Below are 22804 nucleotides of genomic sequence, written 5' to 3'. Positions count from 1 at the left end.
TTCCAAAACCACATTGGCGGATCTCGCCTATCTGCGAGGCAAGGGGTTCGAATCACTCCTGCATGGTCATGTCCACCGCGGGGGAGAAGTGGTCGGCATTTGCGGCGGGTATCAAATGTTGGGGCGCCGGATCGCCGATCCGGATGCGGTCGAATCAGTCGGGAGCGGCGAGGGGCTCGGTCTGCTGCAGGTGACGACGGTGTTGATGCGGGAGAAAATCACCGAGCAGGTCGAAGGGCGTGCCTTGTATCTCGGTGGGCCGGCGGCGCCACCGGTTCGAGGGTACTTGATTCACATGGGACGGACGGATCGACATGGACATCGAGCTTGCTTCGAACTGCAGGGCAAAGAACCGTCGCCTGCAGGACCACGCGACGTCACCGAACGGGATGATGCGTGGCTCGACGGCGCGATGAGCGATGACGGTCTGGTCTGGGGGACCTACATCCATGGCCTGTTCGACGAGCCCCTCTGTCGACGCGCATGGTTGAACCGGTTGCGTATCAGAAAGGGGCTTCCAGCTGCCGACATGGCCTTGTCGCAACAGGTGAACCAGCAGCGATCCGGTGCGATGGATCGATGGGCCGACCACGTCGAACAACATCTTGATCTCATCCCGATCCTGGCGCTCCTTCGTCAAGGTGGGACGGTCTAGGCCGGCCGCAATCCTCTTTTCGTCTAAGTTCTGAAGAGACTTTGACGCTTCCCTCGAAAAGCGACCAAACTTTGGCGCTCCGACTTCCATCGTGAACAATTACGCACCCATGTCAGCCTAGCTGACCATAGTGGGTATAGTAGACCATCCACACATAATCATCCGCAAAATCGCCGACTTCATCGGTTCGAATTCTTTCCGCTCCGCAATCCTAACTAATTGTTTTGTTTGGCACCGATCGTGCACAACGTCTGCCTGGGCTGCAGGGTCCTGGCGTGGTTCCATGCGTCGATGAAATTGTCAACGAAGAATTTTGCGCTATCTTTGACAAGGGATTGGCTGACTTAGGGGAATTGGGTTGACCGGGCGCTACGAGGCAGGCAGGAGGAGACGGCATGGCGAAACATATCATCAAGAGAATCGTGATGGCTGCATTGACCGTGACCTGCATGGGCGCGGCTGCTCCCGCGTCGGCCAATACCGAGGTGGAAACGGCCGAGTTGCTCATCAAGTTGTTGCAAGTCGGTCGTGGGGTGATTTCCGAATACCAAGCCACGATCAATGACGCCAGCAAGGGCGACAAAGGGTTTAGCGGCGACTTTGTGTCCAATCAGGTGATCGAACGATTTCGCAAAGCCACCAAGATCGATCTGAGCCGGCCTGCCACGGTTCCGCAAGCGCCGCTTTTTCTCGCCATGGTGGAATCCGAAAAGGAAGTCATCGACGAGGCGCAGCCCGTCATCAATAAGCAGGGCGTCGGCTTCAAAGGGATTATCCCCGCCGTCTTCGCCCGCAAGTCCGGCGAACGGTTCTATCGGAAGACCGGAATTCGTGTGAAGTTGACGGGCACCGACTATCGGTTTCCGGGCAATCGGCCGGATGAGTTTGAGTCGGAAGTGTTGAGAATTTTTGCCGACACGCGCCATCCGAAAGGCCAGCCGTACAGCAAGACCACGATGTTGGACGGGAAGCCGGTACTGCGCATGATGGATCCGGAGTATGCCGCGAGCACGTGCCTGAGTTGCCATGGCGACCCGAAAGGGGAGCGCGACATCACCGGCGCCAAGAAAGAAGGATGGCACGAGGGCGATCTGGCCGGTGCGATCAGCATCGTGATTCCGATGCGATAGCCGCAACCGGATCAAATGTCTTTATCGCGCACACATTTAGCTGGTTTGAAGGGGGGACGTACTCATGAGCAAGATCGTTGTCGTCGATGATTCGTACGCCGAACTGCAGTTGATCGAAGGCTATTTGAAGTCTGCCAATCACACAGTCGTGTCGTATCCGAACACCGACAAACTCGAGGACAAACTGGCGTTGGATAAGCCGGACCTGATCGTGCTGGATGTCGTGATGCCCGGGCGTAACGGGTTCCAGGCCTGCCGCGACCTGAAAAGCGATGACCGCTTCAAGGGCATCCCGATCGTCCTCTGCACGTCCAAGGGGCAGGAAAGCGACAAATTCTGGGGCCAACAGCAGGGTGCCAATGGGTATGTGGTGAAGCCGTTTAAAGCTGAAGATCTGGTCGCCGCAGTCAAGCGGGCGTTGAACTAATCCATGAGCGACGTGCCAACGATCCAGCCTCACTCCTCAGACTCCTCTCCGGCTCACGGACCCTCCAGCCCATCGAGGTCTCTTGCCGCGTCGATTGAAGGCACGCTGCGTATGTGTGTCCTCACGCTGGGGGGCGAGTTGTTCGCCATCGATCTCCGCCACGTCAGTGAAGTGTTTGAGGTGGAAGCGGTGACCGTCGTGCCCAGCATGCCGAGCCTGTTGACCGGAGTGACCAATCTCCGGGGAACGGTCGTTACCCTGGTCGATCTGCGTGGAAGCCTGGGTCTGTCCGTGACCGAGACCGCCTTGCCCTTCGCGGTCGTGATTCGCCATGGCACCAGACAGGTGGGTGTGCTCGTCGATCACGTTCCTGAAATTCACACCGTCAGTCGTGAGCACCTGTTGCCGGCCATGCAAGCGGGACCGGCGGGGGCGCGTCCTTGTGTCTCGGCTGTGCTTCGCCTGGATGAACGTCTGGGTGGAGTGCTGGAGGTGCCGCAGGTCTTTGCACAAGTTGACGGAGGGAGTGCGATATTGTCGATCGCGTAAACAGCAGGCGCGCGAGTCATCGCGGACCTGCTTCATCGAAGATTGTGCGACCGGCCACCGGACGTTGAGGAAAGCAGAACAAGGAGGAGCGCACCATGATCGGGCAAGGCGTCAAGAATCGATTCCAGGACATGAAAACAAAGACGAAGCTGCTGGTCAGCTTCGGTCTCGTGAGTGTCATCATCATGATCATGGCCAGCGTCGGTGTGTTCACCCTGCGCCAACTCAGCACCCAGTCGCAAACGGTGTATGCGGACTATACGGTGCCGTTGGCTGAGTTCGCCCAGATGGGAACCGCGTTGACCAAACATCACCAGATTCTGCTGGATATCGCGTCCGCCACCAAACAAGGCGACTTCGCCCAGGAAGTGACCAAGTTGCCGCCCCTGAAGGCCCAGATCGACAAGGTGGTGAACAACTATAAGAGCACGACGCTGCGCGTATCGCGATCGGGCCGGGACGAGGCGAAGGATCTGACCCTCTTTGAGCCGGCATTGAAAAAATACTTTCAGGATGCCGACGGCGCACTGAGCGCCATGGCGGATAGCTTCGATCGTAACGTCCTGTCATCGACGCAAGCGGAGCAAATGCGGGCACTCGGTATCCTGGCCTTAACGGTCAATTTGACGCCCTCATTCGAAAATGCCGTCAAACGTCACAATGAGCAGGTCACTGCCATTGAAGCCGTCGCCAAGGACCTCAACGATGATGCGCAAGGCCTGGCCAGTAACGGTACCCTGATTCTGGTGGCCGGCGGTTTGGTCGCCGTGGCACTCGGATTGTTCGTCGGATATCTGTTAGCGACGTTCCTTTCCCGGAGCATCAGCCACATCGCCAATGTCGCGACGCAGGCCGCCGGCGGCAATCTGCAGGCCCGCGCGAAAATTCAGTCGCACGATGAGTTGGGCCAGATGGCCACCGCGTTCAACTCCATGCTCGATCGTATTACCGCCCTGGTGTCGACGGAGGAAGAGCGCGACCTGATGCAGAAACGGCTCATGCAATTCCTCGTGCTGGTCTCCGAAGTCGGTAAAGGAGACTTGACCCGGCGAGGCGAAGTGACGGCCGACATGTTCGGTAACCTTGCGGACGGGTTCAACCTCATGATCGCGCGGTTCGGACAATTGTTGAAGCAGGTGCGCGAGGCGGCCGATCGGGTGAACAAGTCAGCCGGTACCCTACGGGATTCAGCCGGTCAAATGTCCGGAACAGCCCGGGTGCAGGCGGAAGAATCCGTGCGTACGCTGGGCGCGGTCGAACAGTTGGCCGCCGGTATGCGTCAAGTGGCCACTACGGCCGGCGCATCCTCCGACTCCGCCAAGCAGGTGCTGTCGGCCACGGAACGCGGCAACGTCGCGGTGCAGGAAACCGTGCGCGACATGCAGAGCATCCGGTCGGCGGTGCAACGTATGTCCAAGCAGGTGAAGGGCCTCGGTGACCGTTCACTCGAAATTTCACAGATCGTGTCGACGATTCGTGATATCGCTAATCAAACGAACTTGCTCGCGCTCAACGCCGCCATTGAGGCGGCCGGCGCGGGTGAGGCCGGCGCACGATTCGCCGTCGTCGCCGACCAGGTCCGAAAGCTGGCGGAAAGCTCCACGCAAGCCACACGTGAAATCGCCGACCTCGTGAAAGTGATTCAAACGGAAACGCAGGATGCCGTGGTGGCCATGGAGCATGAAACGCAGGCGGTGGAAGCCGGATCCGCTTCGGCTCTCCGGACCGGCGACGTGTTCGCTGAAATTTCAGACATTGCGAAACGGTCTTCCGAGTTGGCCCAGAACATCGCGAGCGCGGCGTCCGAACAGACCGCCTCGACGGAAAAAGTCGGTCGAGCCATTAAGGAGTTCACGGGCGGCGCCGTGGCGACGCAGAAGCAGACGGACTCGACGCGACTCACGATCGAAGACATGGCAAAACTGGCCGAAGGCCTCAACTCTTCGGTCGCTCAGTTCAAGCTCGCGTAAGAGAATTCTTGAAGAGCGGTGACCGACCTCCGCTCGGATGCTGAGTGGGTGAATGAGCGCTGATTTCGATCGCGACCAGTTGCTGGACATTTTCGTGGCCGAGGCCGGCGACGATATGGGGCGCTTCTGGAAAGCGTTGCATCCCGATGGGAAGGCGCATCCGGAGCCGGGCGACGTCGCCGAGTTTCACACGGTCGGCCACAAGCTCAAAGGTGCGGCGCTCCTCTACGGGTTCCCGGCGCTCGGGCAACTCGGGGCCCTACTCGAAGATACGCTCGAACGAGTGCAGGAGATTCCGGCGGCGCGCTGGCCCGAAGCCATGCACCTGATGCGCGAGATTGCCGCGTCCTTTCGAGGGCAGGTCGAGCAGATCGGGCGTGGGGGAGGGGAAGATGCCTCCGTGGTTGAGGGGTTTGTCCGGCGCCACTCCGACTTGATGCCGGCCGTTTCGAGCGACTCCTCGGCAGAGTGCGTGCAGCCTTCCGATCGGCCGGCGGATGAGTACCTCATTCCTGTCCTGGACGAAGAGGTGCTGTCCTACTTCTCGCCGGAGGCAGAAGAATACCTCAACACGATCCAGACCCTGCTCCAACGGTTGGACTCCGACTTGGCAAATGCCGACACGATTCATCAATTGTATCGGGTGGCGCACACGCTGAAAGGGTCGGCCTATACCGTTGGATTTGAGGTCGTGGGAGATCTCTCTCATCCGATTGAATCCTGCATGATGGCCGTTCGCGAGGGCGCTGTCACGATCGCGCCGCATTGGATCGCCGTTCTGCGGCAGGCGGTGGACGTGATCCGTTCCCTGATGGCGCGGGACGCTCAATCACTGACGCGCTTGCGTCAGGAGGTGCCTCGCATCAGGACGAAGCTCAGAGAATTGGAGCAGGGCGTGAGCCAGGGGGAGTCTGCAGCGGCTGCCGCTGAGACGAGGCGGCCTGAAGAGAGGTCGGTGCAGGAGTCCGTGCCTGCCGCCACATCCGGTCCCGAATCCGCTGTGCACTCCATGAGCGAGGCGGACTCCCAGGAGCTTTCCGAGGCCTATCTGATCCCGGCCCTCGATTCTGAGGTGATGTCCTATTTCGCGCCGGAAGCGCAGGAATATTTGGAAAGCCTCGAAGCCGACTTGCTGCGAGTCGATAAGGACGCGGGCAATCCCGACACGATTCACCAACTGTTCCGCACGGCCCATACGCTGAAAGGCTCGGCTTATACCGTAGGCTTTCAGGCGATCGGTGATCTGACTCATCATATTGAAGACTTCATGGGCGCCGTTCGCGAAGGGCAGCTGGTGCTCCTTCCCGGTCACACGGATGTCCTGTTGCGCTCAATCGATGTCATTCGCGCCTTGATGCGACGGGATGTATCCATGGTGGGGCGAACGAGACAACGGTTTGCGAATTCCTTGCAGGAGTTGAAGCAACTGGGGCAGGCTCAGCCGGCACCGGACCAAGATCACCCCATCGTCTCATCGATTGCCGAAGGCGCCTCGGTGGAAGAAATTCGCGAAGCCGACGGACAGGATTCGCCCAAAGGCGTCGATGGGAAGACCGGCGAAGAGCGAGAGGTGATCCGGGTCAGCCGTGATCGTTTGGAACGCCTCCTCAATCTGGTCGGCGAATTGGTTATCGATCGCGGCCGGCTGGAGCAGCGGCTGCGCACGTTGGATCAATTGGCCACACAGGTCTTGGCCAACAAGAACCGGCTGACCGATGCCGTACGCACCTTCGAAGACAAACATACCTTTTCCTTTCAGCCCTCTCCCGCGTCCTCGAGCGAAGCCGCGCCGCAGGCGTATCCTGGCGTCAGTGATTTCGGCAGCCTGGAATTCGACAAGTACGACGACTTCAACATCCTGGCCCGGCGAATCAGCGAGGTCACCGCGGACATCACCGAATCGATGTCGCAGCTGAGCGGATCGATCCATCGCGCCCAGGACGACATGGGGTCGCTGCAACAGTTGACCTTGGGCATGCGCGATGAAATTGCCCGCGCCCGCATGGTGCCGATCGGGACGCCGTTCACGCGCTTCCGCCGCGCGGCCCGTGAGATGGCCCGCGCCACCGGAAAAGAAGTCAATTTAGTCACGTCCGGCGAACATACCGAAATCGACACCGGTGTCGTGGAGCGGCTTGTCGATCCGCTTGTCCATCTGGTCAGAAATGCGGTGTACCACGGGATCGAGCCTGCGGGCATCCGTCGCAGCCAAGGGAAGCCGTCGGCCGGTACGATCTATCTCCACGCCGCGCATCGAGGGAACTCGGTGCTCATCGAAGTCGAAGACGACGGAGCGGGGCTCGACATCGTCAAGATCAAGGCCAAGGCGGTCAAGCTGGGTCTGGTACGAGCGGATGTCGCGGACTCACTGCCGGAGAGCGAAATCATCAAGTTCATCTTCCTGCCGGGATTTTCCACTGCCGAGGCGGTCGGGGATCAGGCCGGACGCGGCGTCGGTATGGATGTGGTCAAGCGGGTCATCGAGACGATGAACGGCCACATCGAAGTGGAATCCGTCTACGGGCAGGGCACCAAGTTCACGATGCATTTGCCGCTCACCCTCTTGATCGCAACTGCGCTGCTCGTTCGGGTCGGGAAAGAGCGCTACGCGATTCCGCTTCCGAGCGTGCGTGAGGTCACGATGTCGACGGCGTCGACGATCCAGCAGATGGGGGATCGATCGGTGCTGCAGATCGGCGACGAAGCCATTGAGGTCTATCCGCTCGGCAGCCTCATTCGCCGGGATGCCGGCACCATTGAGGGAGCGACTCCCGTGGTCGTCGTTCGAACCTCGACCGGCGCGCTCGGTTGCGCGGTGGATGAATTGCTGGGCCGGCAGGAAATCGTCATTAAATCATTGGGTGGGCTGAAGCCGTATGAGCGGTCCGTGTTCGGTGGCGCGACTATCGATCCCGAGGGGCGTGTGGTGCTGGTTCTGGACGTTAGCCGGTTGACGACTCGCGAATACCATGAGGCCATGTCGGTCATTCAAAACCCCGCCTCCTCGCCGATGCTTGAGGGACCGGCGCAGCCCGCTTCGCCGCAGCTTCCGGATACGCAGCTTCCGCTCTTGTTGATCGATGACTCGCTCAGCATCAGAAAGTTTGTCGGACGCATGCTGGAGTCGGCCGGGTATATCGTCGAAACGGCGACCGACGGAGAAGAAGGCTGTCGCAAGGCATTGGTGCAGCAGTACCAGCTCATCATCACCGATCTCGAAATGCCGAAGTTGAACGGCTTTGAAGTCATTCAGGCGCTTCGCGCCAGGCCGCAGACTCAGGCCACGCCGATTCTCGTCATGACCACGCGGGCGGGAGAAAAGCATCGCCAGATGGCCGTGAGTGTGGGCGCCTCGGGATACATTGCCAAGCCGGTGGAAGAACGCGCCTTGATCCAGGAAGTCCGCAAGTGGACAGGCCGCGAAAGCGTCGTGAAAAAATAGGAACGTTTGGTCGATTCGTACCGTTACCGGCAGAATGAAGGACAGGCATGGGGCTCCGGGGACATAAGACAGCAGTGGTGTCGAGCGGGCTGGCGGTCCGGTTTCTCGTGGCGCTCATGGGCTCCGCGCATATGGCCTTTCCCTCCCACTGGGTTCGCGGCATTGTGACCCCGGTTGAGGGGGGGAAGGACGGGCATGTCACCTGGGCCAATGCTTCCTACGAACGCACCGATCTCGCCCGTCGTTTGACGATCCAAGCCGAAGGCGTCACGGCTGAGACCCGGATCGTGCTCTATGCCAATGAGGAACGGTCGCGATCGTTTGCGGTGGACAAGGTCGTGGGCCTCATCGATGTCGAACGGGCGCTGATCCAGCCGCTCCCTGCGCAGTTTCGAGGAGGGGAGCGGGAACGATTGCTCGGATTGTTTGTCGAGTCGTCGTATATCGCGCTCATCGCCAATCCGTTTTGGGTGCTTGAGCTTCCCTCCCGGAACAATGTGTTGGATGTGTTTGCCCTTCGGGTGTCGGAGCGCCGGCCGGGCGAATTCGATTCCAGGCTCCGCCTGCCTTCGGCAGCCTTGGAAGCGGCGTCGGCGATGTCAGCCGGATCGGCCAAGTAGATCACGAGGATCGACCATGCTACGTACTCAGTTACGCAGACAACCGCACACGGGTAGCAAAGGCGCGACCGAGGCGCGGATGCAGCACATGGTGGTGTTTTCGGTGGGCGGGCAGCGGTTGGCCGCCAGAACCGAGGAGATCGGCGGAGTGATGCCGTGGACGGGCTCGACGACGGTTCCCAGCGATACGCCGTTTGTGCGCGCTCTCGTCCGACAGGAGAAGGGATGTCTTCCGGTATTCGACCTGGCGGCGAAGTTCAAGCGCTCCCTGCAGGATGGTGAACCGCTGTGTCTGGTTGTCAAACATGTGGATGGACCGCTGGCAATCTGTATCGATTCCCAGGTTCCTTCCTTGCACATGGTGGCACGCTCGGCAGTGCAGTATCGCGCCGGCAACGATCCCGACATCGCGGGAACGTGCATCGCCGGCGAAGAAGAACTTCCTATCATCAACCTGACAACCTTGGGGGTCTCATCGAACCGTCCTGCGTGATGAGCCTTGCCTTGTGTAGAGGAACGACATGCCAAAGATCTTGATTGCCGACGACAGTATCGCAGTCCGTAAGGTGGCCGAGCGTCTCCTGACCGAGGCCGGCATGGGGGTGACACTTGCGGCGAACGGATCGGAGGCTCTGGCGCTGTTAAGTAAGGATCGCCCCGACCTCATCGTGTCCGATGTCATCATGCCGGACAAGAGCGGCTATGAGGTCTGTGCGTACATTCGGGGACAGGCAAACCTCGCGGATCTTCCCGTGCTGCTGATCAGCGGTATCGTGAACGATGAAGTGTCCCGACAAGCGGAGTCCTGTAAGGCCGACGGGGTCTTGAAGAAGCCGTTTCAGGGCTCCTCACTCAAGGACCGTGTGCTGGACCTGTTGACGAAGCGCCCACAAAAGCCTGCTCCGGTTCCGGAACTGCCGCAGCAGCACGTGGCCGTGGAGCCATCTATCGTGGCAGAGGTCGCGGCCGCACCCGCCATTCATGTGCCGGAAGAACTCGAAGAGGCCCGCGTAGACACTCAGGAGCATCGGCCGTCGCTCGAGCCGATCACGATCAGTCTTGACGATCCTCACGCCATACCGGCGACGATGCCCCGCGACACGATGGTGGATGCGGCCCCTGCATTCCATGCCGCTGAGCCGGCTACGCCGGCGCATGATCATGAGCATCATCATGCAATCCTGGCGGAACGTGACACGCGGATCGGCGAACTCGAAGCGCAGTTGGACGAGGAGCGTCGGCGGAGTCTGGAGCAGACTCAGCAGATCGGCCACATCCAGCGTGCGTTGGATGAGCAGCACGAGCAGGTTGCAGCCCTGTCGTCACATGCACACACATTGGACCAGAGTCTAGCCGACGAGCGGGCGCAGCGAACCGCTCTCGCAGAACAGTTGGATGAAGTCTCGAGACAGATGCACCGGATCGGCGAACTGGAGACGGCTCTGGCCGATGAGCAGCATCGTGCCCAGCAATTGTCCCAACAGGTTTCGGAAGGGGTCCGTCATGCCGCGCGCATCGTGGAATTGGAGGCCCATCTGGAGGCAGAGCGGGAAGCGGCGAATCAATTGGTGCAGCAGATTACCGGTCTTGAGCAGGTCGAAACGCGCGTGCACGAGCTCGAAACGACCTTGGCCGCTGAACGTGAGCAAGCGGAAATGCAGCGACGGGAGCGTGTCGAGCTGGAACAGGTTGCAGACAAGGTGCCGGCGCTGGAAGAGGCCTGTGCGAAAGCCCATGCTCAGATCGCCGAGCTGGACGCGGCGCTCTCGGCTGAACGGGAGGCTGCGGCGGCCCTGTTGGTTCAGGTCAAACAGTTGGAAGCGACGGCGCAACGTGCCAGTGAGCTGGATCTCGCCCTGGTCAGCGAGCAGGAGCGTTCGATGCAGCTCGAGAAACGGGCGATGGAAGCCGAGCACATGGCGGAGCAGTCGACTCGCCGGTTCGAAGATATGGCGAGGAAGCTGGGGGAGATCGCGGGACTGGCCTCCCAACTCGGTAATGGAAAACGCTAGGAGGCCGTCACTCGTCCGTATGTTCAGGCGAGTGCATGGGTCAGAGGCAGGGCGCCACTGTGTCGACCGAACCAGAACAGACCGAAGACGATTTTCAAAAAGAACTGATTGAACTGTTCGGTCAAGAGGCGCAAGAGTGGCTCATCCAAATCCATTCCGCCCTGACCGAACTGGAAAGCCAGCCGGATACCGATCGGCATGCGCAACTGGTGGATGCCGTGGTGAGGGGCATCACCAGTCTCGGTGGTTCTGCCGCCACGGTGAACCTTCCCGATGTCGAACGCGCTACCTTCGCGCTGCTTCCCTTCATCGACACCCTGAAAGACCGGACGACGGCGACCAAGCAGGATTTCGGCACGGTCCGTGAACAGTTCTGTCTCGTCATCGCGTCCGTCACCATGGCCACTGGCATTACGCTGGACCTTGGTCCGGAGCAGGGCGCGCCTCCACAACCGGAACCGGCCATCGATTTCCTCACGCTCCTGAACGCGCTTCGCATGCTTCAAGACGAGCAGGTTGCCAAGGAAGTCCCTTCCCGCAGTTTGATTCCACAAGTCATGCACCGATTGGAGCAGGAAGCGAGACAAGGGGAGAGCCAGATACAGATGACCGCGTTTCAGCAGCTGCTGGGTGAGCTCCAAAGCACGGACGCCCGATGCCTGGACTCACTGCGACAAGCATTGCCCGGCATTGCGCAGAACCTGAACAGGCTCCGGGGCGAGGGATTGACGATTTTGGAACCAGGCAACGTGCTCGGCACCTGCATGCAACAGATCGAACAACTCCAGGGCATTGCCAAGCAGGTCAATGCCACCCCGCTGGTGACCTTTCTCACCGGCCTTCAGAACTTCCTGGCCTTGATTGTCCAGCGTCGTATCGTGATCGCGTCCCAACGTGTCCAGGCCGTCGAAGCACGCATTCTCGCCGTGATGACCACGATCGAGGACTGGATCACCGCCGGACAACAGGAACGTGATCTGATGAGCCGGCTGCTGCCTGCCGCCTGAGGACGCTCCTCACAGTGCGCGACCGGCCTCGGACAGGACTTCCCGGACAGGTTTCGTTGAGTTGAAGGCGCACCTCCACCATGGGGATCATTCCAGACGGCTTCGCTGATTCGTCTGACTCGGAGCGTTGGACCATGCAGAGGTGAAAACAAAGGCGTGCCGCGTGACGAAGCGCGTCGAGGCTGGAGGCTAAGCGGAAATGGAGCAGAATCACTACCGGCAGGCTGAGGATGCGCTGATGCGGGTCGCTGCCGCCGTGCAACGGCAGGAACCGGTGAACCTGACGGAGTTGACCCATCTTGCCGGCAGCATCGTCGAGTCGATTCAGGAAACTGATCAGTTAGTCGTTGAAGCCCTCTCCAGTCCTGTCGGCCCTCCGCTGGTTACCAATCTAGTCAATGTGAGCATTCTCGCGACGAAGGTCGGGATCGGCCTCGGCTATTACGGCGCGGAGTTGCGGCGTTTGGCGTTGGCCGGGCTCCTGCACGACATCGGCATTTTTGCCGTGCCGCAGCATCTACTGACGAAGACCGGCCGTCTGAGCTCCGATGAGCGGGCTCTGGTCGAGCAACATCCGCGTTTGGGATATGGGGTGATCGAACGTCTCGGTGCGGACTATGCCTGGCTGGCCGAAGTGGTATTGCAGGCCCATGAGCGCGGGAAGGGGCAGGGGTACCCGAACCGTTTAAAGGGGCGTGAAATTAATGAGCTGGCGCAGATCATCGGGCTCGTCGATATCTTCGATGCGTTGGTCAGTCCGCGCCCCTACCGCCGGCGCCTCCTCCCGCACGAGGCGATCCGTGAGTTATTGAACACGGAGCGTACTGCGTTTCCCCGTGAAATCATGAAAGGATTGGTCGAGCAACTCTCGGTCTACCCGCTGGGTACCAAAGTGCGCCTGAGCAGCGGCGAAGAAGGGGTGGTGGTGCGAATCACGCCTCGCTACCCATCCCGTCCGGTGCTTCGTGTGACCGGCGCACAGGAGACAGCGGTGACCGATCCGCCGCGGTATCTCGATCTCAGTCAGTTGCCACAGGTGTCGGTCGCAGAAACTGTCGATTCACCGGCATTGGAGCGTGTCACGTTTGCAACCGCACCGATGGCTGCCGAGCCCGCCACGCCGACGAGCGCATCGGATCAGTTTGCCGCCTTGCTCGAAAGTCTGGATGCGATCGCCGGCGTGATTCAGGCCGCGGTGGAGCAACCCAAGGCAGCTGCACAGCCTGCGCAGGTCCAGTCGACGATCGAGGCGCCGGACCAGGGCCCGCATGTCCGGCGAGAAATTCTCGGCCTGTTTGTATTGGAGGCCCGTGAATGGCTCAATCAGATCCAGACGGCGCTTGAGCGGCTCGACACGACAAGTGAACAGGGGCGCCGCGCCAAGTTGACGACGATTTTATGGCAGAGCGTCAGTAACCTCGCGCAATCCGCCGCGACCGTCGGGTTGACGGCCGTGGAAGACATGGCGACCCGACTGCTTCCGCTCCTTCAGGCCGCCGCAAAACATGAGCGCACCGTGGCGGCTCATCACGTGGCGTCGCTTCGAGAGGGGTTGCTCGAAATCAGCAAGACGGTGCAGGCGCTTCAGGCGCTCGAGCGGCCACCCCAGGATCATCTCGAAGCTGCCGTCGCTGTGCAGCAGCCTGTGACTGAAATGCCTGAGCCGATGGTCGCTGAAGCGCCGGCCCCTGTCGAGGCTGACGTTCCGGACGACGCGCCTTCCACTTCGTTGCCCGCCGCATCCATTCTTGACGCCTTGCGGCAGTTGCATCAGGCGCGAGGTCGATCGCTGCAACCGGTGCGCGATGTGCTGGAAACCGTGATTCAGCGTGCCGAGCAGGAGATGGCGCGAGGGACAGGCTTGGTGGATGCGCGTGCCATCGGGCGACTGTTGCAGGAGCTGGATGAGTTGGACGAGCGATTTCTCGCGCACATGCAGGCGCATATCCCGGCGGTGATCGCCACGCTCAGGCATGTCGCGCTCACCAGTGAGGATCGCGTCTTCCCACCCCAGGCGTTGGAACCCATTTTTGTCGAGATCGAGGCGCTTTCCGATGCGGCCGACCGGGTGGCCGCGGCGAATATCAGCCTGTTCCTGCATGGCCTGCGTACATTCCTCCGCGTCACGGCTCAGCACAAGCCGATGGTCATCCGCGAGCGATTGGCAGCCGTGGAAGAACGATTGGCGACGCTCATTCCGCTGGCCCAGCAATGGGTCGATGTCGGCCGCGTGGAACGGGCGGCCATTTTTGACATCCTCCCTATGGCGTAGCGGCTTGACGAAGCGCTCCCAATTGATACCCGGTTTGCCTGCCTCTCCGCGTCGCCTGCCCTCCACCGCTCAAAGCTGAACACGTTTCTATCCTGCTGAGAAATTTCACGTCACGCCGCCTAATTATTGAGCACATTGCGGGCATTCCTACGCAGCCACTGCCGGCGGAGGTCTGTCCACATGGTTGCGCACAGTCCGTCCACAGTTCTTGTGGACAGGGAAGAATGATGCCACTCAGTTGAGATCGCCGGTTCCCCACGTCAATCCTGAACGATCGATCCACCACCTGCTGAACACGTGTTGCCGTGCGAGCTTGGAGGGAATCAACTCCGTCGGCCTGCGCCCCCTGTGCTCACGCCTCTTGCTCGTCGAGTGAAGAGGGGCCCTGCACGGAAAAGGTATGCTTGCTTCGCTGCTCGCTGAAATTTGTCCCGGTCCGACACATTTTCGCTTGCGGTTGAGGTTGCGATTGTACGACCATCACGCCCATGGCAAAACTGATCTCTCTCAAGCAGCAGGAAGGGCACGACGCGCGGGCGACGGCCTACATCAAAGCGTACATGTTATTTCCGGCCGGCATCCTTGGCCTGATTTCCATGATCGGCGGGGTCGGCGGGCTCGGATATCAGCTCATCGCCACCGACACCTATACGTGGTGGACCTTTCTCCAAAGTTCCGGGTTGTTGCTGCTGGGCGGGGTGCTCGGGTGGGTGCAGACGACGTACCACCGGTGGATTTTGACCAATCGCCCGGAGGTGTTTGCGGCGCGCATGCGGCAGCCGACGGTCAGTAAGAGCGGCAAACCCAAACGAGAGAGTGCGGCCAGTCAGGAACAGGCCAGTGGGTCGCCGTGGGCACCAGGTGCGTATATGGTCGGCCTGGCGGTATTGCTCGCGGGCTCAATGGTCAGCATGCTCTATGGCGCGGTCCATCCGATCGCGGCCTGTTTCCTGCCCTGGGCGGGATTTTTCTGGGCCAAACTGTTCTTTTGGAAGTCGATGCTGAAGAACTAACGATGCGGCTGACGCGGGCTATTTGCGACGGGGCTTGCGGGACTTGGCGGGAGGTTGTCGGGTCTGTTCCAGTTTCGCGAGGCGCTCTTCCAACTCGCGGACGCGCTGGCGTAGTTCCGGCAACTGCGGAATCACCGCCTGGGCCTTCAGAAACGTCGCGTGGGGCATCACCGGCGCGCCGGAGACGATTTGATTGGGCTCCAGACTTCTTGTGACGCCGGACTTAGCCGCAATCATCACCTGATCGCCGATCTGCAAATGGTCGGCGAGGCCGGCCTGGCCACCCACCATCACATACTTTCCCAGCGTCGTACTCCCCGCGATACCGACTTGTGCGACGAGAATATTGTGCTCACCCACCACCACGTTGTGGGCGATCTGCACGAGGTTATCGATTTTCGTCCCGCGCTTGATGACGGTGTTGCCGAACGTCGCGCGATCCACGCTCACATTGGAGCCCAGTTCCACGTCATCCTCGATGAGCACGCCGCCCAATTGCGGAATCTTCTGGTGACGTCCCTGATACTGGACGTAGCCGAATCCGTCACTGCCGATCACCGTGCCGCTGTGCACGATCACGCGAGCTCCGAGACGGCAGCCTTCACGAACCACCACGTTGGGGTAGAGGAGGGCATCATCACCGATGGCGCTATCGTCGCCGATAAAGACCCCCGGATAGAGGGTCACCCGCGCGCCGATGGAGACGCGGTCCCCGAGGGTCACGCCGGGCCAGATCGACACATCCGCGCCGATGGTCACGTCCTCGCCGCGGGTGATGCCCTGGGCGATGCCGCGCATGCGGGTCGGTCGCGCAAAAAACTGCTGGGCGGCCCGTGCAAAGGCATACGCAGGATTGTCCACCACGAGTTGCGGTGACGGGCAATCCGGCAGGCGACGTCCCACGAGCAGGGCTCCGATAGTGGCGGTCTGCGGAGATTTCAAATTGCGTTCGGAGGTCAGGAAGGCGAGGTCGCCCGGTCCGGCCTCTTCCAGGCTCGCCACTCCGGTGACGGTCGCATCCGGTGAACCGACCAGCTCTCCTCCGACATAACTGTGGAGTTCCCGGAGTGTCAGCGGCGTGTGCCTCGGTGCGGTCGTCATACGGCTAGGCCTTCTTGCTCTTGGTAGAACGCTTGGCGGCAGGTGTCTTCGGGGCGGCTTTCGCCGGAGTTTTCGCGGCCGCCTTTGCAGGAGCCTTCGGAGGGGCGACGCGGCCTTGCACATAGGTGATCACCTGGCCGACGGTGGTCAGGCCGACGAGGTCCTGGTCGGGGATCTGGAGATTAAAGACTTCTTCGATGCGGTACAGCATTTCGATTACCGCCATCGAATCCAAACCCAGGTCGTCCCGCAGGTGATGGGTCGTCTGAATCGACGCCGCATCCCGCTTGAGATAGTCCGCCAGCGCCTGAATGATCTTGTCGGAAACGTCTGAAGTCTTAGCCATAACCGGTTCCTTCGTTTCTTGCCGGCACATCGCACGTGCACGAATGTCGTCGCCCGACGCGGGTCAGGTCGATAGAGATTTTAAGACGACCGCGGCATTGTTACTGCCGAAGCCGAACGCGTTGATCAGCGCGACCTTGGTTTTGCGGGTTTGCGGTTGCGCAGACAACCCCGCGAGGGCGCAGGCCGGATCCGGATCGTCAAGGTTGAGCGTCGGGTGGATCTGCCCGCTGGTAAGGGTCAGGGCCGAGACGATCCCGGCCAGCGAGCCTGCCGCACCCAGCGTATGCCCCACGAGTGACTTCGTGGCGCTCACCGCCAGCTTATCCGCCCGGGATTTGAACAAGAGACGAATGGCCTTCACCTCGACCGCATCACCCACCGTCGTGGAAGTCGCATGGGCATTGATGTAATCGACTTGCGCAGGCGTGACGCCCGCATCCTTCAAGGCCAGGCGCATCGTGATGGCCACCTCTTCGCCGTCCTCGCGTGGAATCACCATGTGATGAGCTTCGCTGGTGGCGGCGTATCCGGCCACTTCCGCGTACATCCGGGCCTTGCGTTTCTTGGCGTGGGCGAGCGATTCGACAATCAGCGCGCCGGCGCCTTCACCCATGACAAAGCCATCCCGTCCGCGATCGAAGGGTCGTGAGGCTCGTTCCGGTGCATCGTTATACTTGGTCGAAAGTGCGCGCAGCGAGCAAAATCCGGCAAAGACCAGGGGCGTGATACTGGCATCGGCGCCGACGACGATCACCGCATCCGCCGTGCCGGCACGAATGGCGTGCATGGCCTGACCAAGGGCATGGGCGCTCGATGAGCAAGCCGTGGAAATCGTCAGGTTGGGCCCTTTGGCCCCATAGGCCATGGCCACGATGCCGGAAGCCGAATTCAGTGTAATGACCGGAATAAAGTTGGGATGCACACGGTGCGGGCGTTTCTGTTCGTACAGCTGCGTGATTTCCCGTTCGCCCATCACCATGCCGCCCATGCCGGCGCCGACGATGACTCCGACACGGTGCGGCTCTTCCCGCTCCATGCGGAAGTCGGCGTCCGCCAGCGCTTCCTTGGCGGCCACAAGGGCGAACTGGGCATAGCGGTCTACCCGGTCGCCTTGGCCGGCCGGGAGATACTGCTCGGGGGAAAATCCAACAATGCGTCCGGCTACGCGCGACCGGTACCCTTCCAGCGGGAACGGATCGAAGGAGGTAATGGCCGAGATCCCGGACCGGCCTTCCAATGCCGCTTTCCAGAACTGCGGCACCCCGATGCCGATGGGGGAGACGACTCCCAGACCTGTGATGACGACTCTCGTCGACATAGAACCCTTTCACTGCTTGCCGGTGATGCCTTGTGCGGCCTGTCTACTTACCGTACGGTGGCGCCACAGTCAATGCTGGAGACGGTCACGCGTTCAGCATCCGTCTAGTAACGCACTTTCAACAGCAGATAAAAGCCGAACGTGAGAAATACCAGATTGGCCATCCAGCCTGCCAGCATCGGCGCGAGTGCCCCGCCGCGTCCCAGCGCAATGGCTACGGAATGGGTGGACCAGTAAAAGAATCCTACGGCCATCGCTTGTCCGATGCCCATGGCCATGCCGCTGCCGCGCACGCCGGTGCGCCGGAGGCTCAAGGCAATGCCGACGACCACCATAATAAAGGTCACGCAGGGGAAGGCGATCCGGCCATAATAATCCGTCAGCAGGCGCGGGAGGATCGTGCCGCCCAGATGCAGCCGATCGACATAGGCGCGAATCTCCGGCAGCGTCATCGTTTCCGAATCCAACTCCAGCCAGGTCGTGAAGTCGTCGGGAATTTGCGCGAGCGGCAGGGGTTCGGCCTGAAAGCTGTTTACCGAGACCGTCCCATCCTGCCGGAACGAGCGCCGGATCCCGTCTTCCAGGACCCAACCCTGCGGCGAATACACCGCGCGTTGTGCTTCCGCAATCTGCTCCAGCTCGAACGTGGGGCTCAAGCGATAGAGGCGGATCTTCCGTAACACGGCTCCGCCCGGGTCGATGGTGTCGATGTTCATCAAGGTTTGGCCGCCCAGGCTCACCCAGGGCTGTGCCGCTTTGAGCGAGACCGGTACCGCTCGTTTTTCAATCCGGGTGGTCTTGATCTGCTCGGCCTTGGCGAGGGCGAGGGGGATGATGGTCGAACTGAACGCAAACAGGACCAAGGCCAAGACAGTACCGAGAAACAGGAACGGGGAGGTGATCCAATAGAGACTGATGCCGCAGCTGCGCATCGCGGTGATTTCATGGCTGCGCGACAACAGGCCGATCGTAAGCAGGGTCGCCATCAGGACCGCCAGCGGCGCGATCTGGTAGGAAATGGCGGGCATCTTGAGGACGAAGTAGGCCAGCACATCGAGGGCATGGGCGTCGTACCGCAGGAAGCGGCGCACCTTCTCGAAGAAGTCGATGACGAGGTAAATCGTCATGAGCCCGGAGAAGCACATGCCGAAGATCTTCACGTACTCGCGCAGCATATAGCGGAACAGAATGTTCATAGGACTATTGGCGGCTCACCCGATAGAACCACAGAATAGTGACCACGGTGAAGATGACGTTGGGTAACCAGGCGCCGGCGAACGGAGAAATCCACAGGGTGGTGACCAGGAACTCGCAGGCCACATTGAGGACATAGTAGGCGATGACCACCAGCACGCCCACCGCAAACCCGCCGATGCTGCCTGAACGTTTGGATACGATGCCGACCGGCACCCCCAGGATACAGAACACCAGCGAGGCCGCCGGGAAGGCCAGGTCCTTATAATATTCCATCAAACGCCGCAACGCGTTGGTATCCGTCCAGCCGGTGCTCTCCAGTTTGGCGCGAATGACGTCGATCGGCGTGCGCTCCTCCGCGCCGTACAGGCTCGCGCTGATGCTCAGCTTTAAGTCGTACGACGTAAACGAAATCTTCTGATATTCCTCCGGAGTCTGGGGGCGGCTATGGATGACGCCGTTCATCAGCCGCAGCGCCACCTGGCTGCTGGCCGGATCGGTCATCACCTGATACTGCTGGGCCACGATGATGCGTGGATCGGCCGGGTTGCGTTCATCGGCCACGAAAATGCCCCGGTTGTCCTGTCCCTCCTGAGCATCCGGTACGTAGATCGTCATTTTGGGGATGGCTTCGTTAAAGACGCCGCGATCGAGCTCCAGCACGAGTTCGTCGCGCAACAGGTTCAGCGCCACTTTCTTGAGATTGACGTTGCTCCAGGGTTGCCCGTACTGCGCCATCGCCAGCGTCAGGCCGCAGACCAGCGCGGCGAATAGAAAGACCGACTGGGACAGCCGCAGGAGGCTGAAGCCGGCGGCGCGCATGGCGACGAGTTCCTTGTCGAGGGATAACCGGCCGAAGGCTGTAATGGTGGCAATAATGCCCGCGATGGGCAGGGTGAGGACCAGAAACGACGGCAGCAAATGGGCGAACACTTTCAGGACCGAGAGAAAGCCGATCCCCTTCGTCACCAGCAGTTCCACCAGTCGCAACAGCTCTTTCGTGAGCATCACGAAACAGAGCGCAGCCAGGCTGATGCCGAACGGGGAGAAGAGTTCGCGGAAAATATAGCGATCGAGGATGGTGTGCAGCACGAGGGCGGTCGAAATCCTACATCGGAGACTTGGGTTGCCGCACTATAGAAGAGTCTACGGAGCTTGTAAACAGATCTGAGATCCATTCTCGAAACTATCCGCTTGACAAGATGTGCACCCCATGGTACATCGCTGCGCACTTTTCAGTAGGTCACGATGGTTCGGGTTGAATATTGTCTCAACGCCTCGCAAGAGCTTCCACGCTCGTCGGTTTTATTTCTCCTTTTATCGTCATCATTACCATGCCATGCGACTCAGCCGGCGAGCTGATGCGCTCATTATGTCTGTGCGTTGAGAAAGGGAGGACCGTATGAAGACCAAGGGGACAGTGAAGTGGTTCAACGATCGTAAGGGGTTCGGGTTTATCCGGCTCGATGGCGGAGACGATGTCTTCGTGCATTATTCCGCGCTGCAGGGCGAGGGATTCAAGACGTTGAAAGAGGGTGAGAACGTCGAGTTCGACATCGTGCAGGGAGCCAAGGGGCCGCAAGCGGCGAACGTGTTGAAGGACCTCGCGCCGGCGTCCTGATCGCCGGGCATCGTAATCCGCGGCCCCTCTGTGTTCCGGAGGGGCCGCCGGTTTGCCCCCGTTGGTTTCATCCGCTCTGGACGCCGCGTTCGCGGTGTTGCTGTTTTATCCATTTGTTTGACAAAGAAAAGGCAGACTGTTAGCGTTGACTCTCAACGTCGGGTGAGGAGTCTTCTTGGCTGTCGATCGCCGAACAGTTCTCCAAAACGCGCAGCTCTTTGCCTCCAAGGGGCAGTACGAAGCTGCCATCGCCGAATGGCGAAAACTCACCACCGATACCCCGGCCGACGGGACGATTTTCAACTCCATCGGCGACCTCCAGCTGAAACGCAATGCCACGCCTGACGCCGTCGCCGCCTTTCTTCAAGCCGCCGGCGCGTTCCGTTCCGAAGGGTCTGTCCTCAAGGCCATTGCCGCCTATAAAAAGATTCTCAAAGTCGATCCCACCAAGATCGACATCTATCGGCACCTCGGCGATTTGAATGCGGAGCGCGGGCTCTTGAGCAGCGCCGTCCAGGATTATTTGACCCTGGGCAAGCACTACTTCAAGGACGGCCGCAACAAGGAAGCCCTCGAGATCTACCGCAAAATCATTTCACATGATCCGTCCAATCTGGACGCACAGCTGCGCGTGGCGGAACTGTGTGAACAGGAGCAGTTGATCGACGAAGCGATTCGCGTATATCTCCAACTCGGGCGGGAGCGTTCCGCCGCCCAACAATATGAACAGGCCAATGCCATGTATGCGGCGGTCTTGCGCCTGAATCCGGAGAACGCCGAAGCCAAAGAAATCGTCACTATGATCGAGTCGGGCGGAAGCGCGCCCTCAACCGTGGTACGCGCCGCCAAACCCTCTGCGGCCGCGGCAAAGCCGGGTGAAGGCAGCGATCTCATGGCGGAAGCGACGCGGCGGATCGAAGAAGGGCAATATGCCGGCGCCGAAGCCATGTTGACGCAGTTACTGAGCCGGGAGCCGGGCAATCCGGAAATCTGCCAACTGCTGGCGCGGCTGCATCTGTTGCAGGGCAATCTGCAAGTCGCGTTGGGCGAATATCGATTCCTGGCCGGTGCCGCGTTGCGCGCGCAAGACTATGCCATGGCCGAGTTGTTGATTAACGACTATCTCAAGGTCGAGCCGGCATCCGTGCCGATGTTGGAACTGCTGGGCGAGCTCTATCAGGAAAAAGGAGATGCCGCCACGGCGGCGCAGCATTTCGGCAGGGCCGTGGAGATTTTGCTGGAACATCCGGAACCGGGTATGCCCACCCTGCCGGCTGAGCTGTTTGAGAAGGTCCAGGCCCTGGCTCCGGGCAGCGCCATTGCCCGCAAGCTCGCGCCGGCGTTCGACCCGACTGCCTCATCGTCCACCGAATCGGAAGTCACAGAGCCGATGGTGATGACACCGGAGCCTGTCGCGATCCAGCTCGAACCGGAACCACAACCGGAACCGGCTCCCGCTCCGGTCATTGCCGCGCCTGCGGTAGACATGCCGTTCCGATTGCAGGACAGCTCGCCTACCCCAGCCGCTCCCGCGCCGGTGATGGCGCCTGTGCTGGCTCAGGTCACCCCGCCGCCTCCGCCCGTTCCGGCTCCGGCGCCGCCCGTTGCCCAGGCCGCGCCCGTCGAGCCTCCTCCGGCCCCCGTTCCTGCTGCGCAACCCGTGGCCCAGGTGGACGCGGAAACGCAGTACGCGCTGGGTATGGCCTATAAGGACATGGGATTGTTGGAGGAAGCGAAGGAAGAGTTCGTCTCCTCGATGAAGGACTCGGGGTTCTTCGTCGATTCCTGCCTGATGCTGGGACTTTGCCTGAAGGAGCAGAACCGGTTCGATCAGGCCATTCAATTGCTGGAGAAGCTCATCGCCGACTCGCGCTGCCGGGGAGGCAATGCCCAGCTCGTGCGGTATGAACTGGCGATGCTCTACGAAAAAACCGGTGCCCGCGATCGGGCGCTCGCCATGTATCAGTCCATTCCCTCGTTCCACGATGTGCCTCGCCGGGTCGAAGCGCTACGCAACCTCGGCACCAACGGGGTCACCCATCCGGAACTTCCCGCTTCCAGTCAGATCAGTCCTCTCCCACTCGCGGGCCACTAGCCCACCGACCGCGTGCTCACTGGGCACAGG

The 22804-nt window shown here is 60.6% G+C and carries 19 protein-coding genes; 14 read left to right on the top strand and 5 right to left on the bottom strand.

Annotated features, from left to right (window positions below; all coding sequences use genetic code 11):
* The 12 genes from H8K11_10830 to H8K11_10775 all read left to right on the top strand — a co-directional run.
* Nucleotides 1-655 (top strand): cobyric acid synthase (locus tag H8K11_10830; GenBank protein MCS6264240.1); only part of this gene is annotated, 655 nt, incomplete at its 5' end.
* A 395-nt stretch (nt 656-1050) separates the two neighbouring features.
* Nucleotides 1051-1785: a DUF3365 domain-containing protein gene (locus H8K11_10825; protein ID MCS6264239.1), complete on the top strand. Its 735-nt coding sequence runs from the start codon at nt 1051-1053 to the stop codon at nt 1783-1785.
* Nucleotides 1786-1849: 64 nt separating this feature from the next.
* Nucleotides 1850-2212, top strand: a complete 363-nt coding sequence (locus tag H8K11_10820; protein ID MCS6264238.1) for a response regulator — start codon at nt 1850-1852, stop codon at nt 2210-2212.
* Between the two features lie 111 nt (nt 2213-2323).
* Complete coding sequence (locus H8K11_10815) at nt 2324-2761, top strand: purine-binding chemotaxis protein CheW (protein ID MCS6264237.1); 438 nt, start codon at nt 2324-2326, stop codon at nt 2759-2761.
* 95 nt (nt 2762-2856) lie between these two features.
* Nucleotides 2857-4731, top strand: a complete 1875-nt coding sequence (locus H8K11_10810; GenBank protein ID MCS6264236.1) for an MCP four helix bundle domain-containing protein — start codon at nt 2857-2859, stop codon at nt 4729-4731.
* Nucleotides 4732-4783: 52 nt separating this feature from the next.
* Nucleotides 4784-8173, top strand: coding sequence for an Hpt domain-containing protein (locus H8K11_10805; GenBank protein MCS6264235.1), 3390 nt, complete (start codon nt 4784-4786; stop codon nt 8171-8173).
* A 47-nt stretch (nt 8174-8220) separates the two neighbouring features.
* Nucleotides 8221-8793 carry a hypothetical protein gene (locus H8K11_10800; protein MCS6264234.1) on the top strand — a complete coding sequence of 191 codons (573 nt, stop codon included), beginning with the start codon at nt 8221-8223 and terminating at the stop codon, nt 8791-8793.
* Nucleotides 8794-8809: 16 nt separating this feature from the next.
* A complete protein-coding gene (locus H8K11_10795; GenBank protein MCS6264233.1) occupies nt 8810-9286 on the top strand; it encodes a chemotaxis protein CheW in 477 nt (158 codons plus the stop codon).
* Between the two features lie 28 nt (nt 9287-9314).
* Entirely contained in the window at nt 9315-10805 is a 1491-nt protein-coding gene (locus tag H8K11_10790; GenBank protein MCS6264232.1) for a response regulator, read from the top strand.
* Nucleotides 10806-10840: 35 nt separating this feature from the next.
* Complete coding sequence (locus tag H8K11_10785; GenBank protein ID MCS6264231.1) at nt 10841-11812, top strand: hypothetical protein; 972 nt, start codon at nt 10841-10843, stop codon at nt 11810-11812.
* Between the two features lie 199 nt (nt 11813-12011).
* Complete coding sequence (locus tag H8K11_10780) at nt 12012-14084, top strand: HD domain-containing protein (protein MCS6264230.1); 2073 nt, start codon at nt 12012-12014, stop codon at nt 14082-14084.
* A 488-nt stretch (nt 14085-14572) separates the two neighbouring features.
* Nucleotides 14573-15097 carry a hypothetical protein gene (locus H8K11_10775; GenBank protein MCS6264229.1) on the top strand — a complete coding sequence of 175 codons (525 nt, stop codon included), beginning with the start codon at nt 14573-14575 and terminating at the stop codon, nt 15095-15097.
* A gap of 18 nt (nt 15098-15115) precedes the next feature.
* Here H8K11_10775 and lpxD read toward each other — a convergent pair whose 3' ends face one another.
* The 5 genes from lpxD to H8K11_10750 all read right to left on the bottom strand — a co-directional run bounded on the left by lpxD (nt 15116) and on the right by H8K11_10750 (nt 20150).
* A complete protein-coding gene (gene lpxD, locus H8K11_10770) occupies nt 15116-16198 on the bottom strand; it encodes a UDP-3-O-(3-hydroxymyristoyl)glucosamine N-acyltransferase (protein MCS6264228.1) in 1083 nt (360 codons plus the stop codon).
* Between the two features lie 4 nt (nt 16199-16202).
* On the bottom strand, nt 16203-16544 hold the full coding sequence (locus tag H8K11_10765; GenBank protein ID MCS6264227.1) for an acyl carrier protein: 342 nt from the start codon (nt 16542-16544) through the stop codon (nt 16203-16205).
* A gap of 63 nt (nt 16545-16607) precedes the next feature.
* On the bottom strand, nt 16608-17864 hold the full coding sequence (gene fabF, locus H8K11_10760) for a beta-ketoacyl-ACP synthase II (GenBank protein MCS6264226.1): 1257 nt from the start codon (nt 17862-17864) through the stop codon (nt 16608-16610).
* Between the two features lie 104 nt (nt 17865-17968).
* Nucleotides 17969-19060: an LPS export ABC transporter permease LptG gene (gene lptG / locus H8K11_10755; GenBank protein MCS6264225.1), complete on the bottom strand. Its 1092-nt coding sequence runs from the start codon at nt 19058-19060 to the stop codon at nt 17969-17971.
* A 4-nt stretch (nt 19061-19064) separates the two neighbouring features.
* On the bottom strand, nt 19065-20150 hold the full coding sequence (locus H8K11_10750) for an LptF/LptG family permease (protein ID MCS6264224.1): 1086 nt from the start codon (nt 20148-20150) through the stop codon (nt 19065-19067).
* A gap of 310 nt (nt 20151-20460) precedes the next feature.
* Between H8K11_10750 and H8K11_10745 the strand changes: the two genes are divergently transcribed.
* Both H8K11_10745 and H8K11_10740 read left to right on the top strand, forming a co-directional pair.
* Nucleotides 20461-20679, top strand: coding sequence for a cold shock domain-containing protein (locus tag H8K11_10745; protein ID MCS6264223.1), 219 nt, complete (start codon nt 20461-20463; stop codon nt 20677-20679).
* A gap of 175 nt (nt 20680-20854) precedes the next feature.
* Nucleotides 20855-22774, top strand: a complete 1920-nt coding sequence (locus H8K11_10740) for a tetratricopeptide repeat protein (protein MCS6264222.1) — start codon at nt 20855-20857, stop codon at nt 22772-22774.
* Nucleotides 22775-22804: the final 30 nt, after the last annotated feature.

This window comes from Nitrospira sp. (genome assembly GCA_024998565.1).
Classification (GTDB): domain Bacteria; phylum Nitrospirota; class Nitrospiria; order Nitrospirales; family Nitrospiraceae; genus Nitrospira_A.
The sequence above is the reverse complement of the archived record's forward strand: the minus strand, read 5'-3'. Positions and strand labels throughout refer to the sequence as shown.